This is a genomic window from Streptomyces sp. NPDC018693, from assembly GCF_044391385.1.
Lineage (GTDB): Bacteria > Actinomycetota > Actinomycetes > Streptomycetales > Streptomycetaceae > Streptomyces.
In genome coordinates, this window is the sequence record NZ_JBIRZZ010000003.1 from 384375 (window position 1) to 400729 (window position 16355).

Sequence of the window (16355 nt, forward strand, 5' to 3'; positions counted from 1 at the left end):
GGGCACCGTGAGGAGCCCGAGCCCGTAGCTGCGGTTCCCCACTCTTCGCCGACGGGCGCGACGACGGCGAGCGCACGGTTGGCCTCGCACAGGGCCCCCTCCAGCCTGTCGGGGGCGTGCAGCGCGCCGGTCCCGTTGGGAGGGACGATCCATTCCAGTCTGCCGCCGGCCCGGTGCGGCGGCGGCACGGCCACCCAGGAGCCCCGGCCGGCGTGACGCACTCCGGCCCCCACCCAGTGGCCGGCCGGGTCGGGCGGTAGGAAGAAGCCCACCCGGCCGGCCGCGCAGTCCGCCAACGTGGGCCCGGGCACCCCGGGTCGGGCGCGCCACATGATGTCCAGCGCGACGAGGCCGAGGTGCTCGGGCACGCTGAGCACGTCCCATGACCGGCCGGCTGTGAGGAGCGCGGTTCCCGTTCCCTGGTTCCCCTCCCGCTTGCACGCCCGGGGATCCGTGGCAGCCGCCGCGAGCCACTCGATGCCGTGCTTCCACCATGCGTTCCGCATGTCTGGCTCCATGCTCGGTCCAGCTGCCCGAACGGGTGCTCGGTACCCGGGAAGGGGTGGGCGTGGTCCGGCGCTTACTTACGGCTGACGCTTCCGAGAACCACTTGGCCGGGTCCCGTCCGGGTCCACCGAGGCCGGGTTCTTCTTGCTGCGGCGGTACGGCGGCCGGTGCTGCGGGCTGCCGTGGGCGCGGAACAGTTCCTCCGAGGCACGTTGCAGGGCGAGCTCCAAGAGGGCGGGCAGGGTCAGGGTGCCGCTGCCGTCGGGTGGGACGAGCCAGCGCAGGCCGCCCCAGCGGCAGTGCGGCGCGGGCGCGGCGATCCAGCCACCCCGAGTGATGTACCGGGTGCCGGCACCGACCCAGGTGGCGGCGGGATCGGGCGGCAGGAGGAAGCCGGCGAGACGGGCTCTGCCGTCCAGCAGCACCGGGCCCGGAGCACCGCCGGGAAGGTCGTTCAGCACGGCGAGGGCGCGCAGACCGAGGCATTGGGGGACGATCAGCGCGTCCCACAGGCGCCCGGCAGCCAGTAGGTGGATTCCCGTACTGCCGTGCAGCCAGTCGTGCCGGCAGGCGCGGGGATTCTCCGCCGCGGCGGCCAGCCATCTCAGCGCTTTCGTCCAGTGTGCCAATGCCAAAGCAAAAACCTCCAAGGTCCCACGGGTGCGGGTGAGTTCGCGGGACGCCCTCGGCGCGGCGCCTCCGGTCGTGGCGGTTCGGTGGCAGGCGGAGGCTGCGCGAGTGTCCCGTCGGATGGCCGCCTGTGGGTCTGATGGGACCCGGTTGCGGCCAGTTGTGATGATCTTTGTTCTGTTGTCGGCGCTTTGCGTCCGCAGGCGAGCGGGTCGTGCGCAGGGCCTAGTGCAGCGGGCATGTGGCATCCGGGCCAGAGGTAGGGAACGCAATTCGCCGGATGGAGCGAGCGCCGGCGCGTCGAGGGGCACGAATGAGTGCGGGCGCGCGCCCCCGGCTCTGTCCGCGGTGCACGGCGCCGACATGGACGGTCAAGGCGCTTGGCGTGGTAGCGATGTGCATCGAGCCAGGCAAGAGAAAAGACCAGCGTTTCCGCTGGTCACTGGGCGTTTGCGCCCCCGGCAGGACTCGAACCTGCGGCCAAGCGCTTAGAAGGCGCCTGCTCTATCCACTGAGCTACGGGGGCCGGGTGTGGTGGCCTCGTACGTGGTGCCCGGGTGTGGGCCGATCCGTGACGTTGCCGGGGACAAGGATAGGGCTCCCGCATCCTTGTCCCTGTTGCTTCGCCTCCGTGGCTCGATGTGGAGGTTCGGTGAAGCGGTCCTGATAATCGCAGGCAGGTACGAATCGTGCACCGCTTTTGACGTCCGGCGCCACGGGTGTTGTGCACTCGTTATGCCTGGCCTGTGCCGGTGTCCCGCTCGTACCTTCCGTCCCTTGTGTCCTATCGGCGCGCAGGCATGCTCATATGCTTCATAATTCCCCTAAAATTGGGCATTCTTCGCATGTGGTGACCTTGGACGTACGGCCTCAACTGCTCGACGCACTCTCCGCCCTGCGCGACCGTGTCGCCGCCGCACGCTTCCCGCTGCCCCTGGCGGGGGCCCCACGCGCGCGTGCCAACCGCGACGAGCTTCTCGCGCAGCTCGACGACTACTTGGTGCCCCGGCTCAGACAGCCCGAAGCGCCGCTTCTGGCCGTCGTCGGCGGCTCGACCGGCGCCGGCAAGTCCACGCTGGTCAACTCCCTCGTGGGCCGCCGCGTCAGCGAGGCCGGCGTGCTGCGGCCGACCACCCGCACCCCCGTGCTGGTCTGCCACCCGGAGGACCACCACTGGTTCAGCGGCATGCGCGTCCTGCCCGACCTCACGCGCGTGTGGATGCCCCAGCAGGACACCGCCGGCGATGATCTGCTGTTGCCGGGCGAGGATCCCCGCCGGGTCCTGCGCATCGAGACCGCCGACACCCTCCCGCCCGGCCTCGCCCTCCTCGACGCGCCCGACGTCGACTCCCTCGTCGCCGACAACCGCGTCCTCGCCGCCGAGTTGATCTGCGCCGCCGACATCTGGGTCATGGTCACCACCGCCGCCCGCTACGCCGACGCCGTCCCCTGGCACCTGCTGCGCACCGCCAAGGAGTACGACGCCACCCTCGTCACCGTCCTCGACCGCGTCCCCCACCAGGTCGTCTCCGAGGTCTCCCGGCAGTACGGCGCCCTCCTCGCCAAGGCCGGCCTCGGCGACGTACCCCGCTTCACCGTGCCCGAGCTGCCCGAGTCCGCCTGGGGCGGCGGCCTGCTCCCCGCCACCGCCGTGGCGTCCCTGCGCACCTGGCTCGTCCACCACGCCCAGGACCCCGGCTCCCGCCAGCACGCCATGGCGCGCACCGCGTACGGCATCCTCGACTCCCTCAAGTCCCGCATGCCCGAGCTGGCCAGCGCCGCCGCGGCCCAGTACGCGGCCGCCCTGCGCCTCACCGCCGCCGTCGACAACGCCTACGACAGCGAGTACGCGCGCGTGCGCGGCCGGCTCCAGGGCGGCGCCGTCCTCGCCGGGGACGCGCTCAAGCGGTGGCGCGCCTTCCCCCTGGACTGCACCGCCGGAGAGCTCCTCGACGCGCTCGTGGAGAGCCTCGCCGCACTCCTGCTGTGCGCCGTCACGGCCGCCGACGAACGCGTCGACGAGGCGTGGCGGCGCGAACCGGCCGCCGCCGCGCCGGAGCTGGACGACCGCGACGCCGCCCCCGACGGCGTCGAACGCCGCATCGGGCTGGCCGTACGGCGGTGGCGGCGCGAGCTGGAGGAGTACGCCGAGGACGAGGTGCGCGAGCTGGAGCGCGGCACCGCGCCCGACCCGGAGGCGGTCGCCGCCCTCGTCGCCACCGCCCTGCTCGGTGGCCGCCGGGGCCGCTCGGCGGGCGAGGGACTCGCGGAGCGCCTCGGCGCCCACGGCGCGCTGCGGCTGCGCGACCGGGGCGGGCGGCTGCTCAAGGAGCACCTGGACCGGGTGATGACCGCCGAGCGCGAGCGCCGCCTCGGCCCGCTCGACGCCCTCGACGTCCACGCCGAGCCCCAGGCCGAACTCATCGCCGCGCTGTCCGTACTGCAGAAGGAGAGGTGACCGGTGACCGCCGTCACTGATCAGGACCACGACCACGGCTCGACGGAGCGCGCCGGGCAACCCGCTGACACACAGCAGCCGCTCGAGAACGAGCCCCGGGAAGAAGGCGACTCCCCGCAGGAGCGCGGTTCCGGCGCTGAGCCCTCGGAGGGGGAGGCGGCGACCACCGCCGAGACACCGCCGCCCGGCGCCGACCCCGCACCGGACGACCAGCCGCACGCCCCGGTCGGCGCGCGCCACGCGCGCGTGCACGGCGACACCGCCCACGCGCGCGTACCGGGCGACGACCACCCCCCACGTCGCACGGACGCCGTCGCCCCGCCCGCGGACGCCACCGGCGCCTGGGACGACGGCTTGATCGCCCGCCGGGTGAACGAGGGCACCGCCGCCGAGCACGCCCCGGCCGTGGAGTCCCGGGGCGCGGCGGCACCGCCCGCGCACACGCTGGCGTACGACGGTCCTCTGCGCTCGCGGCTCGACGCGCTGCGCGAACTCGTCGGGCTCTCCCGCACCCGCGTCGACAGCCGGACCCTGGCCGAGGCCGGGCGGGTCCTGGACGAGGCGGTGGCCCGGCGGCGGCTCTCCGGGCAGCACACCGTCGTCGCCATCGCGGGGGCCACGGGCAGCGGCAAGTCCCAGCTGTTCAACACACTCGCCGGGGTGACGATCTCCGAGACGGGCGTACGACGGCCCACCACCGCCGCCCCGATCGCGTGCAGCTGGAGCGACGGCGCGGCGAGCCTCATCGACCGGCTCGGCATCCCGGGACGGCTGCGGCGGCGCCCGGTGCAGAGCCCCGAGGCCGAGGCCCAGCTGCGCGGACTCGTCCTGATCGACCTGCCCGACCACGACTCGGCGGCCGTGCAGCACCGCGAGCAGGTCGACCGCATCCTGGCGCTCGTCGACGCCGTCATCTGGGTCGTCGACCCCGAGAAGTACGCCGACGCCGTCCTGCACGAGCGCTATCTGAGGCCCATGGCCGGGCACGCGGAGGTCATGTTCGTCGTCCTCAACCAGGTCGACCGGCTGCCCGGCGAGGCCGCCGACCTGGTCCTCGACGATCTGCGGCGCCTGCTCGACGAGGACGGCATCGCGCTCGGCGAGTACGGCGAACCGGGCGCGACCGTCCTGGCGCTGTCCGCCCTCACCGGTGACGGCGTCGGTGAACTGCGCGAAATGCTCGGCCAGTTCGTCGCCGAGCGCGGCGCCCCCGCCCGCCGGGTCTCGGCCGACGTGGACGCGGCGGCGGCCCGGCTGTGGCCCGTGTACACGACAGGGCGGCGCGCCGGGCTCAGTGAGGAGGCCCGGGACGAGTTCGCGGCGCGACTCGCGGACGCGGTCGGCGCCACCGCGGCAGGCGAGGCCGCCGAGCGTGCCTGGCTGCGCAACGCCAACCGCGCGTGCGGGACGCCGTGGCTACGGCTGTGGCGCTGGTACCAGGACCGGCGCGACCCTCCCACGGGTCGGCTGCGCGCCTGCGCCCAGGCCAACGAGGAGGCGACGGCCCGCCAGCGCGTGGAGCAGGCGGTGCGCACGGTCGCCGACCGGGCCTCGGCGGGACTGCCCGCGCCCTGGGCGCAGGCGGTGCGCGAGGCCGCCGTACGCGGGGCGCAGGGGCTGCCCGAGGCGCTGGACGACCTGGCCTCGCGGGCCGGGCTGCCCCCGGGACGGCCGCCGCGGCCCGGGTGGTGGCCGATGGCCGTGCTCGTGCAGGCGTCGATGACCATCCTCCAGGTCTTGGGCGGGCTGTGGCTGGTGGGGCAGATCGTCGGGGTCATGGCGCCGAACCTGGGGGTGCCGGTGCTGCTGATGCTGGCCGGGATCGTCGGGGGCCCGCTGGTGGATTGGAGCTGCCGGTTGGCGGCACGCGGCCCGGCCCGGCGGTACGGACAGGACGCGGAGCGGCGGCTGCGGGAGGCGGCCGCCGGGTGTGGGCGGGCGCGGGTGCTGGATCCGGTGGCGGCGGAGCTGCTGCGGTACCGGGAGGTGCGGGAGCAGTACGGGCGGGTTGTGGGGGTGGGGGGAGGGGCGCGCTGAGGTGGATTTCGGGACGGGGCTGGTCGTGTCGGGTGGCCCGGGGCTGGTCGTGTCGGACGGGTCGGGTCGGGTCGGGTCGGTGGGAGGCTGGTCGCTCGTTCGGGTGAGGGAGTTGTCCACGGGCGGGGTTCCGTCCACAGCGCTCGGCGGGTTCGGCGCCGCGGCGGCAGTCTGGCTTCGCGGCGATCGTGACGGACGCGGTCGCGGCGAAGCCGTACGGGACGGGCCCGTACGTGCGTCCGCCCGGGTCGGACGACCGGGCGGGGGAAGGACGCAGGACCGCCATGAACGAGACGATGATCTGCGCGGTGGGGAATGTGGCGACGCGGCCGGTGTACTCGGAGTCGGCGTCGGGACCGTCGGTGCGGTTCCGGCTCGCGGCGACCCCGCGCTACTGGGACCGCGAGAAGAACACCTGGGTCGACGGCCACACCAGCTTCTTCACGGTGTGGGGCAATCGGCAGCTGGCCGTCAATGTCGCGGCCTCGGTGTCGGTCGGCGAACCGGTGATCGTGCAGGGCCGGCTGAAGGTGCGCTCGGAGGTGCGAGAGGGCCAGACCTGGACGTCGGCCGACATCGACGCCGTGGCGATCGGCCACGACCTGGCACGCGGCACGGACATGTTCCGCCGCGCGGGTGCGGCGGCACCGGAGCCCAACTGGGAGACTGCCGCGGCCAGTTCGGAGGGTACGGAGCAGCAGCAGGAGCGCGCCCCCGAGCGTCGCCCCGAGCCCGCCGCCGCTGTGACGTGACGTCAGGAACTGTCCACCCGTGAGCCGTTGCATGGCTTATCGACGGATTCACCGCGGAATGATCGGGTGGATTTGTCGATAAGCCCAGCTCGGGCGGGCCGTCGGGCGATCTTGGCGATAACGATTCCGAGTCGGATCGGTTATCGGATGACCTGACCGAGAAGTGCGGTGCGCCGCGTCTCTAGGATGCCGGACATAGCTCTTGTGGCTTCTGATTCTGCTGGTGGGACCGTGCCCCCCACGTCAACGGGTCCTGCTCGAAGGGGAATTGCGTGTTTTCTTGGTTCTCTGCGCCGTCCGCACGCAGGCGAGGTCCGGGCCCCGGCCGCGCCGCCGCGACACTGGTGACCGGACTCCTCGCGGTCGGCGCGCTGGCCGCCGCCGGTCCGGCCGCGGCTGCCGGGACGACGCAGGGCCAGGGCGGGGCGATCGCCACCATGGGCGCCCTGAAGACATACGGCGCCGCCGTGCTCCACGGCGCCAACGGCGACCATGAGATCTCGGCCGGCCTGTTCGAGATGTCCGTCGACGGCGGCGGCACCCTGCAGACGTACTGCGTCGACCTCCACAACCCCACGCAGCGCGACGCCAAGTACCACGAGACCGCGTGGAGCGGCACCTCGCTCAGCGTCAACGACAACGCGGGCCGGATCGTCTGGATCCTGCAGAACTCCTACCCGCAGGTCAACGATCTCGCCTCGCTGGCGAAGAAGGCGGGCATCACCGGCGGCCTCACCGAGCAGGACGCGGCGGCCGGTACCCAGGTGGCGATCTGGCGCTACTCCGACGGCGCCGACGTCGACGCGGTGGACCCGCAGGCGGAGCGGCTCGCGGACTACCTCGAGAAGGCCGCGCGGAACGTACCCGAGCCGAAGGCGTCCCTCACCCTCGACACCACCGCGGTCTCGGGCCGCCCCGGCGAGCCGCTCGGCCCGGTGACCGTACGCACCGACGCGAGCGCCGTCACGGTGGTCCCGCCGGTGGACGCCGCCACCAGCGGGGTGCGCATCGTGGACCAGGCCGGCAAGGAGGTCTCGTCCGCGGCGAACGGCAGCCGGCTCTTCTTCGACGTGCCCGCCGACGCCCCCGCCGGGTCGGCCGAACTGACGGTGCTGGCCTCGACGACCGTTCCGGTCGGCCGTGCCCTCACCTCCGTGAGCCGCAGCCAGACGCAGATCCTGGCCGGCTCCAGCGCCTCGACCGTGTCGGCGACGGCGACCGCGAGCTGGGCGGACCAGGGCGCCGTACCGGCACTCTCCGCACGGAAGAACTGCACCGCCGGCGGCCTGGACATCACCGTCGCCAACAAGGGCGACCAGGTCTTCACCTTCGAGCTGATGGGCGCCGAGTACGCCATCGCGGCCGACGAGACCCGCACGGTGACCATCCCGCTCCAGGAGGACCAGTCTTACGACTTCACGATCGCCGGGCAGCGCTTCACCGGAGTCCTCGACTGCCGCATCCAGGCCGACACGACCGGCCTGACCACCCAGACGCTCAGCGAACCGACCCCGGTGACGGCGGGCGGCCCCGTGGACACCAACCTGGCGGAGACGGGCAGCTCCAGCGCGACCCCGCTGATCGCGGGCACGGCGATCGGGCTGGTGGTCATCGGCGGGGCGGTGCTGCTGGTGCTGGGGCGCCGCAAGGAGACGGCGGCGGCCCGCGACTGAGCGCTGTCATCCACCCTCTGCAGATGCTCCTGACCGACCACACCCACCAGCTGGCACTCCGCCCGCTGCGCTACGAGTTCCCCGCGGCCCGCGGCGACCAGTACGACGACAACTGGCTGGTCGTCGAGGGCACGGCGACCACACCTGAGCGCAGTTGGTCCTTCACCGAGCCCTGTCTGCTGACCGACGAGGCCCGCCGCATCTCCACCTGGCTGCGCGGAGTCGCCGCGGGCACGGTGGCCGTGACCACGCCCGAACTCTCCTTCCTGGAACCCCTTCTGGCCTTCAGCCTCGCGGACCGCGGCGAGGAGGGCGCGACGATTCGGGTGCACCTGTCCCTGGAGGCGGCGCCTCCAGGCGAGCCGGAGATCTTCCAGCCGTCCGTCGAGATCACTCTGGACGGCGCCGCACTGCGGGCCGCGGCGGACGACTGGGACCGCGCCCTCGCGCCCTTCCCGCCCCGCTGACTCAGCCCATCGTCCGGGCGCCGTCGAGGCTCTCGCGGATGATGTCGGCGTGCCCGGAGTGCTGGGCGGTCTCCCCGATCATGTGCAGCAGTACACGACGCGCCGACCAGCGCTCACCCGGCTCCCACCAGGGCGCCTTCGGCAGGGGCTGGCTGGCGTCCAAGTCCGGCAGCGAGACGACCAGCGAGTCCGTCCGGCGCGCGACCTCCTCGTACGCGTCGAGCAGACCCGCCAGCGTCTCCCCGGGCAGCATCCGGAACTCGTCGGCCCAACGCGCCCTGTCCTCCTCGGTCATGGCGGTGAAGTCACCGATCGCCGAAGGCCCGTCGAAGATGAAGTCACACCACATCCGCTCCACCGCGGTGACGTGCTTGACGATCCCGCCGAGGCACAGCTCACTGTCCGTGGTACGCGCCGCAGCCTGCTCATCCGTGAGCTCCCGCACGGTGACGCGCAGCATCCGCCGATGCTTGGCGAGTGTGCCCAGCAGATCGGCACGCTCACCGGTGAGCGTCTCTCCGGAGGTCGTGGTCATGGTCACTGCCTTTCCGTTGGCCTGGTGGAACTTGGGGGAACGGCAGCCACGCTAGGAGCGGTATAGGTCGGATCATGACCTACTTCCGCCGGAGATGACCCTGCACGCGACAGCGCCGGCGTCACCGCGCTTGCGCGAGCGGCTGGGGCTGGTGGGGTACAGCGAGGCACAAGGTTCGTGATCGACTCTGGGGCACCCGACGTCCCCGAAGCCGCACGCCGACGACCGGCAGTGACGTCGAGTCCCAGCCTCACCAGCGAAACCCCAGGTCAGCGGCCCCGGAGCTAACGGGTTTCCGCCAGGGGGTGGCCGTCGGGCAAGATGGGGTGTATCTGCCCACTGCCTGATTTCAAGCTGCCGGACGGTTTCTCTTGGCTGAGTTCATTTACACCATGCGCAAGGCGCGCAAGGCGCACGGCGACAAGGTGATCCTCGATGACGTCACCCTGAACTTCCTCCCGGGGGCGAAGATCGGCGTCGTCGGGCCGAACGGTGCCGGTAAGTCGACCGTTCTGAAGATCATGGCGGGCATCGAGCAGCCCTCCAACGGTGACGCGTTCCTGTCGCCCGGGTACAGCGTCGGCATCCTGCTGCAGGAGCCCCCGCTGAACGAGGAGAAGACCGTCCTGGAGAACGTCCAGGAGGGTGTCGCCGAGATCAAGGGCAAGCTCGACCGGTTCAATGAGATCGCCGAGCTGATGGCGACCGACTACTCCGACGCGCTGCTCGACGAGATGGGCAAGCTGCAGGAGGAGCTCGACCACGCGAACGCCTGGGACCTCGACGCCCAGCTCGAGCAGGCCATGGACGCGCTGGGCTGCCCGCCCGGCGACTGGCCCGTCACCAACCTCTCCGGTGGTGAGAAGCGCCGCGTCGCGCTCTGCAAGCTGCTGCTGGAGCAGCCCGACCTGCTGCTGCTCGACGAGCCCACCAACCACCTCGACGCCGAGTCGGTGAACTGGCTGGAGCAGCATCTGGCGAAGTACCCGGGGACTGTCGTGGCCATCACGCACGACCGGTACTTCCTCGACAACGTGGCCGAGTGGATCCTCGAGCTCGACCGCGGGCGTGCCTACCCGTACCAGGGCAACTACTCCACGTACCTGGAGACCAAGCAGGCCCGTCTCAAGGTCGAGGGCCAGAAGGACGCCAAGCGGCAGAAGCGGCTCAAGGAAGAGCTGGAGTGGGTGCGGTCCAACGCCAAGGGGCGGCAGGCCAAGTCCAAGGCGCGTCTGGCGCGGTACGAGGAGATGGCCGCCGAGGCCGAGAAGATGCGGAAGCTGGACTTCGAGGAGATCCAGATCCCGCCGGGGCCGCGGCTCGGCAACATCGTCGTCGAGGTCGACCAGCTCAACAAGGCGTTCGGGGAGAAGATCCTCGTCGACAACCTCAGCTTCACGCTGCCCCGCAACGGCATCGTCGGGGTCATCGGGCCCAACGGAGCCGGCAAGACCACCCTCTTCAAGATGATCCAGGGGCTGGAGACGCCGGACTCCGGCGACATCAAGGTCGGCGACACCGTCAAGATCTCGTACGTCGACCAGAGCCGCGAGAACATCGACCCGAAGAAGACGCTGTGGGAGGTCGTGTCCGACGGGCTCGACTACATCAACGTCGGGCAGGTCGAGATGCCGAGCCGGGCGTACGTGTCCGCCTTCGGGTTCAAGGGGCCGGACCAGCAGAAGCCGGCCGGTATCCTCTCCGGCGGTGAGCGCAACCGGCTCAACCTGGCGCTGACCCTGAAGCAGGGCGGCAACCTGCTGCTCCTCGACGAGCCGACCAACGACCTCGACGTCGAGACGCTCAGCTCCCTCGAGAACGCTCTTCTCGAGTTCCCCGGGTGCGCTGTCGTCGTGTCCCACGACCGGTGGTTCCTCGACCGTGTCGCCACGCACATCCTCGCCTACGAGGGTGAGTCGAAGTGGTTCTGGTTCGAGGGCAACTTCGAGTCGTACGAGAAGAACAAGATCGAGCGGCTGGGGGCGGACGCCGCTCGTCCGCACCGTGCCACCTACAAGAAGCTGACCCGGGGCTGATCTTGCGGCACATCTACCGCTGCCCACTGCGCTGGGCGGACATGGACGCGTACGGCCACGTCAACAATGTGGTGTTCCTCCGGTATCTGGAGGAGGCACGTATCGACTTCCTGTTCCGCCCGGACAAGGACTTCCAGCAGGGGTCGGTGGTGGCCCGCCACGAGATCGACTACAAGCGGCAGCTCGTCCACCGGCACCGCCCGGTGGACATCGAGCTGTGGGTCACGCAGATCAGGGCCGCGTCCTTCACCCTCACCTACGAGGTGAAGGACGACGACCTGGTGTACGTCCGTGCGTCGACGGTGATAGTGCCGTTCGACTTCGAGGCACAGCGGCCGCGCCGGATCACCGCGGAGGAGAGGGAGTTCCTCCAGGAGTACACGGACGACTCCGCCGACGAGGAGGAGGCCGTCGCCGCATGACGGTGCTCCACCTCGCCGACGAGGGGGAGGCGGCGGATCTCGCGGCCTTCCTCTCCCGGCTGCTCCACTACGACCGTGGAGCCGCGGTACGTCTCCAGGCGGCCGGCACCGCGCTGGCCGTCTTCGGGCGGCCGCCGTCCTTCGAGGTGCTGGCGATCCGCGCGGTCCGGCTCGCCAAGCCGTACGAGAACGGACTCGACGCCACCCTCGATGTGACCGTCTCCGCCGGTGAGCTGATGGAGTCCGTCGACGAGGCGGGCGCGACGGCCGCCGTGCCGGGGTCGGTGACCGGGCCGCCGTGGGCCGGTGTGCTGCCGCCCCGCGGGGGGTGGCAGGCGGTGGGCGGGTTGCCGGCAGCGCAGGAGCTGCGGGGGCTCGTCGCGGGCGCCGTCGCTGAGTTCCGGGGGCGCACGGAGGAGTTGGCGCCCGACGCGCGTACGCGCCCCGAACTCGATCGGATCGGGCGGGAGATCTGGTCCCGCACGGTCGGCACCACCGGGCTTCCCGTACGGGCCGTGCACGCGGCGCAGTCGCTGGGCTTCCTGCGACCGGGGTCCGGTGTGCCGGTGACGCTGCTCGCCTCCGGCGCGTGGCTGCGGCTGCGCACCCCCTATGGGTCCGTCGCCGTACGGCAGCAGTCGGGGCTCTCAGGGCTCGGCCTCAGCGTCCGCTGACCCGACCCGGACCTCTCACCCCGCGCTGTCGTCCGGCCACACCGTGATGTGGTCGTCCTCCAGGTCCAGCGCCACCCGGTCCCGCATGCCCAGCGTCCTGGTGTACTCGGCGGGCAGTTGCAGCCGTCCGGCCCGGTCGAGCATGGCGTACTCGCGGGCCACCACCGTCTCGTGGCCGGTGGTCTCGTCGACCTCGCTGCGGCGCAGGACCTCGGTGGAGGTGCGCCCGTCGCGGATGGCGACCGTGCGGCGGACCTCGGTGGCGACGGCCTTGTCGTGGGTGACGATGACGATCGTGGTGCGGAGTTCCTCGTTGGCCGTGCGGAACGCGGCGAAGATCTGCTCCGCGGTGTGCGAGTCGAGTTCGCCGGTGGGCTCGTCGGCGAGCAGGACGGCGGGGTCGTTGGCGAGCGCGACGGCGATGGCGACGCGCTGCTGCTGGCCGCCGGACATCTGGTGCGGGTGACGGTCCCGGCAGTCGGCGACCTGGAGCAGCTCCAGCAGGTCGAGGGCGCGTCGGGAGCGGGCCTTGGCGCGGGTGCCGGTCAGTTGGAGGGGCAGGGCGACGTTCTGTGCGGCGGTCAGGTAGGGCAGGAGGTTGCGGGAGGTCTGCTGCCAGATGAAGCCGACGACCTTGCGGCGGTAGCGGAGGCGGTCCTTCGCGGTCATGGCGAGCAGGTCGTGGCCGGCCACCCGGGCCGCGCCCGCGGTGGGGGTGTCCAGTCCGGCGAGGATGTTCATCAGGGTGGACTTGCCGCTGCCGGACGCGCCGACCAGGGCCATCAGCTCGCCCTCGCGGACCAGCAGGTCGAGGCCCTGGAGGGCCTGCACCTCCACGCCGTCCGTGGAGAACACCCGGACCAGACGGTCGCAGGTGATCAGGGCGTCATGGCCGTAGCCGGGCTGCTCGCGGGCGCCGGTGACCCGGGCGGTGAGGTCGGCGAGCGTGGGGTTGGTCGTCGTCATCGGGCTCCTCTGATTCATCGTGTCCTCCCCGCCCTCACCGGCTGTCGCCCACCCGCAGCTCCCGCACCGTGCCCCGCCTGCTCGACCACCACGCCTGAAGGGCCGCGACGCCGACCGTCACCGCGACCACCGCCAGTGCCGGGACCGTCAGGGACAGGGCGTCGGTGTGGAGTTCGGCCCGCTGCGCGGCGGTGGTGGAGGCCGGCAGGGCGATGACGGTGAGGTCCAGGCCGGGGGAGAGCAGGCGGATCGTGGCCCAGCCGGTGAGGGTGCCGCCCGCCGCGGCCAGCGCGGCCTGCGGGAGGGACTCCAGGATCAGCAGGCGGCGGCCCTGCGCCCGGGTGAGGCCCATCGTGCGCAGGCGGGCGAGGAGCGCGCTGCGTTCGGGGGCGGTGCGCAGCAGGGCCAGCGTCAGGGCGAGCACGGCATAGCCGGCGCCCGCCGCCACGGCCGCCGCGTAGAGGCGTTCGGCGCCGGACTGCAGGGGCGAGTCGGCGTAGGCGGCCCGTTCGGTGGCGCGGAGCCGGACCGACAGGGCCTCGCCGGCCGTCCTGCGCAGGGCGTCACCGTCGGCCTCGGGCCCGGTCACCAGCAGCGCGGTCGGCTCGGCGGCCGTGTCGGCGAGGCCCGCCCGGTCCACGACCAGGAAGTCGCCGCCGGTCACGGCCGGTGTGACGTCCCGGACGACGGCGATGCGTACGGTGACGCTGCTGCCGTCCTCCATACGGACCGGGAACGGGCGGGCGCCGTAGAGGTCCGCCACGGACCGGGAGGCCAGCGCGGGCAGGACGTCGTCGGGCCCCTGGCCTGCGGCTGTCTGAGCCGCGGATCTCGGGCTCTCGGGCGTCCGGTCCGCGGCTGCCTGAGCCGCAGCGGCCGGGCCCTCGGACGCCGGGCCCGTGGCCCCCGGGCTGTTGGGCTTCTGGCTTGCGGACGCCGGGTTCTCGGCCCCTTGGCCTGTGGACGCCCGGCCTGCGGACCTCCGGTCCTCGGACGCCCAGCCCACGGCCTGCGCGTTCTCGGCTCCCTGGCTCTCGGACACCCGTCCCTCGGACGCCCAGCCCACGGCCTGCGCGTTCTCGGCTCCCTGGTCCTCGGACACCCAGCCCACGGCCACCGCGCTCTCGGCCCCCTGGCCCGCGGACGCCCGCCCTCCGGCCCCCTGCCCCTTGGAAGCCCGGTCCGCCATCAGCTCCTCCGCCGAGAACACCCCCAACCCCGTCCCCCGCGCCAGCTGCGCGTACCCGGCCGGGTCCACGCCCACTACCGGTACCGTCCGCCGCTCGTCGGCCGGTCTCGCCTGGTAGGCGATGCTGACCGCGGTCACGTTCCGTACGCCGGGGACGCGGCCCACCCGGTCGGCGAGTCCCGCCGGGAGCGGAAGGGCCGTCGACTCGACGCGGGCGTCGGCGCCGACCTCCAGCAGTGCCGCCCGGTCCCGGGCCTCCTGCACGCCCTCCAGCACGGAACCGCCGAACGCGGCCGTGGTCAGGGCGGTGAGCAGGGCGAGCAGGGGCAGCGCGGCCGAGGCGGAGGTGCGGCCGGCGCGGGCCAGCGACAGATGGGCGACGAACCCGCGCAGCCGCCCGGCCGGGCGGGCCAGACCGCGCAGCGGCAGCGGGTACAGACGCACCAGGACGAGCGCGGCGATCACCCCGACCAGTACCGGTGCCGCCGACACCAGCCCGTCGTCGGACGTGCCCTGCCGGCGCAGGGCCTCCACCGCGCCGGCCGCGATCACCACCAGGGTCAGCTCCGCGACCGTACGGCGCCGGGACGGTCGTATGGATGTGACGTCCTCGCGGGACGTGTGCAGGTGTACGACGCGATGCGCGGCGGCGGCGCGCAGGGGGAGCGCGACGCAGGCGACGGCGGTGACGGCGACGGCGGCCAGGACGGCGGGCGGGGTGCGGGCGTCGGGCAGGGCCGGCAGGGCGACCGCCAGGCCGAGGGCACCGGCCGGGACGGCGATCACGGCGGTCTCCGCGAGCAGCCGGGCGGTGAGGCCGGGCAGGGAGGCGCCGCGGGCGCGCAGCAGGGCGAGTTCGGTGCGGCGGCGGTCCGCGGTCAGGCCGCCCGCCATCAGCAGAACGACGGCGACGACCGTGCCGGTGCCGAACGCGGCGACCGAGATCAGCGGGGAGACCCCGGACAGGAGACGGTCGTAGGAGCCGAGGACCTGGTCGAGCTTGGTGCCGGTGTCCGTGAACGGGCTGGTGAAGGTGCGGATCCGCTGGAGGCCGGGGCCGGACTGCACGGCCGCGACCGCCGTCCGCAGCGCGTCCAGGTCCTGGTGGTGCAGGTCGCCCAGCGAGGGGGCCAGCCGCCAGTAGCGGTACGGATGGCCGGCCGTGCCGAGGAGCGCGGGCGCGGCCTCGGGCGGCAGGAGCAGCGCGCCCAGCCAGTAGCGCGGGGACTCCGGGTCGTTGGGGGACAGCGCCCTCAGGGCGGGCTTGTGCAGCAGGGCGTCGGTCGACCAGTACGGGCCGTCCGGGGTGCGCGGGTCGACGATGCCGGTGACGCGGAGGGCGAGCGAGTCGTGCCCGAGGGCCGGCACGTGGAGGACCGAACCGACCTTGATGTTCAGGGCCTTGGCGGTCTCGACGCTGACCGCGGCCTCCACCTCGGCGGTCGCCGCCGTGACCGTGCCGGAGGCGCGCGGCAGCCTGCCCTCGCGCACCCGGGCGTGGTCGTCGAGCCCCTCCTGGGCGACCAGGGTCACCCGGGCGGGCAGCCCGCTGGGCCGGGGCAGGAAGGGGTCGGGCGCCTCCTGGTTGACGGAGGTGCGCACCCCGTACGTCGACTGCTCGGCGTCGGCGACGAGCGGTGCGCGGACGGTGTCGAGGATCTTGCCGTACTGGCCGGCCATGACATCGGCGCGCAGGGCCTGCTCCCGCTCCTCCTGAGGCACGCTCAGGTCGGGCTGCGGCGCGTTCAGCTGGACGGCGGTCCAGTTGTGCGGCGCCTGGTCCACGGCGTGGCGCAGACCGGCGTCCTGGTAGCGGTCGAGGGCGCGCGGGAACGCCGCCGCCAGAGCGGCGGTCACGGCGACGAGCAGGGCGAACGCGAGGGCGGCGCCGGGCGCCGAGCGCAGCCGGGTGCGGATCCAGGGGGCGGCGACGGGGCGCGCCGGACGCTTCTTCCGCTTCGCCATGCCACTCGACGGCTTCGCCATGTCACCGCCCGATGGCTTCGCCG

At 72.9% G+C, this 16355-nt stretch carries 12 protein-coding genes, 1 tRNA gene and 1 pseudogene; 8 read left to right on the forward strand and 6 right to left on the reverse strand.

Going from position 1 to position 16355, the window contains the following annotated elements:
- Positions 1-41 precede the first annotated feature (41 nt).
- From ACH5AC_RS10105 to ACH5AC_RS10115, 3 genes and pseudogenes are all read right to left on the reverse strand, one after another.
- Positions 42-506 (reverse strand): annotated as a pseudogene (locus ACH5AC_RS10105) (hypothetical protein); the annotation flags it as partial.
- Between the two features lie 78 nt (positions 507-584).
- On the reverse strand, positions 585-1136 hold the full coding sequence (locus ACH5AC_RS10110) for a hypothetical protein (RefSeq protein ID WP_398861258.1): 552 nt from the start codon (positions 1134-1136) through the stop codon (positions 585-587).
- A gap of 454 nt (positions 1137-1590) precedes the next feature.
- Positions 1591-1663: transfer RNA gene (locus tag ACH5AC_RS10115), tRNA-Arg, on the reverse strand.
- A 321-nt stretch (positions 1664-1984) separates the two neighbouring features.
- On the opposite strand from ACH5AC_RS10115, the gene ACH5AC_RS10120 reads away from it, so the two are divergent.
- The 5 genes from ACH5AC_RS10120 (at position 1985) to ACH5AC_RS10140 (ending at position 8524) form a co-directional block, all read left to right on the forward strand.
- Positions 1985-3595 carry a dynamin family protein gene (locus ACH5AC_RS10120; protein ID WP_398861259.1) on the forward strand — a complete coding sequence of 537 codons (1611 nt, stop codon included), beginning with the start codon at positions 1985-1987 and terminating at the stop codon, positions 3593-3595.
- A 3-nt stretch (positions 3596-3598) separates the two neighbouring features.
- Positions 3599-5632, forward strand: coding sequence for a GTPase (locus ACH5AC_RS10125; RefSeq protein WP_398861260.1), 2034 nt, complete (start codon positions 3599-3601; stop codon positions 5630-5632).
- Positions 5633-5916: 284 nt separating this feature from the next.
- Positions 5917-6384: a single-stranded DNA-binding protein gene (locus ACH5AC_RS10130; RefSeq protein WP_398861261.1), complete on the forward strand. Its 468-nt coding sequence runs from the start codon at positions 5917-5919 to the stop codon at positions 6382-6384.
- A 272-nt stretch (positions 6385-6656) separates the two neighbouring features.
- Positions 6657-8057 carry a TQXA domain-containing protein gene (locus ACH5AC_RS10135; RefSeq protein ID WP_398861262.1) on the forward strand — a complete coding sequence of 467 codons (1401 nt, stop codon included), beginning with the start codon at positions 6657-6659 and terminating at the stop codon, positions 8055-8057.
- A 23-nt stretch (positions 8058-8080) separates the two neighbouring features.
- Positions 8081-8524: a hypothetical protein gene (locus tag ACH5AC_RS10140; RefSeq protein ID WP_398861263.1), complete on the forward strand. Its 444-nt coding sequence runs from the start codon at positions 8081-8083 to the stop codon at positions 8522-8524.
- Between the two features lies 1 nt (position 8525).
- Here ACH5AC_RS10140 and ACH5AC_RS10145 read toward each other — a convergent pair whose 3' ends face one another.
- Positions 8526-9059, reverse strand: a complete 534-nt coding sequence (locus ACH5AC_RS10145; RefSeq protein ID WP_398861264.1) for a DinB family protein — start codon at positions 9057-9059, stop codon at positions 8526-8528.
- 371 nt (positions 9060-9430) lie between these two features.
- Here ACH5AC_RS10145 and ettA point away from each other — a divergent pair, with 371 nt between their 5' ends.
- The 3 genes from ettA to ACH5AC_RS10160 are packed head-to-tail and all read left to right on the forward strand — an operon-like array spanning position 9431 to position 12191.
- Positions 9431-11095, forward strand: a complete 1665-nt coding sequence (gene ettA / locus ACH5AC_RS10150; protein WP_398861265.1) for an energy-dependent translational throttle protein EttA — start codon at positions 9431-9433, stop codon at positions 11093-11095.
- Positions 11096-11097: 2 nt separating this feature from the next.
- Complete coding sequence (locus ACH5AC_RS10155; RefSeq protein WP_398861266.1) at positions 11098-11517, forward strand: acyl-CoA thioesterase; 420 nt, start codon at positions 11098-11100, stop codon at positions 11515-11517.
- The gene (locus ACH5AC_RS10160; protein WP_398861267.1) at positions 11514-12191 is read left to right on the forward strand and encodes a hypothetical protein; all 678 of its coding nucleotides are present in this window, start codon (positions 11514-11516) and stop codon (positions 12189-12191) included. The genes ACH5AC_RS10155 and ACH5AC_RS10160 overlap by 4 nt, the downstream gene beginning before the upstream one ends.
- 15 nt (positions 12192-12206) lie before the next feature.
- Here the strand turns inward: ACH5AC_RS10160 and ACH5AC_RS10165 are convergent, their stop codons facing one another.
- Together ACH5AC_RS10165 and ACH5AC_RS10170 are read right to left on the reverse strand one after the other, a co-directional pair.
- Positions 12207-13157: an ABC transporter ATP-binding protein gene (locus ACH5AC_RS10165; RefSeq protein WP_398861268.1), complete on the reverse strand. Its 951-nt coding sequence runs from the start codon at positions 13155-13157 to the stop codon at positions 12207-12209.
- Positions 13158-13191: 34 nt separating this feature from the next.
- A complete protein-coding gene (locus ACH5AC_RS10170) occupies positions 13192-16311 on the reverse strand; it encodes an FtsX-like permease family protein (RefSeq protein ID WP_398861631.1) in 3120 nt (1039 codons plus the stop codon).
- Positions 16312-16355: the final 44 nt, after the last annotated feature.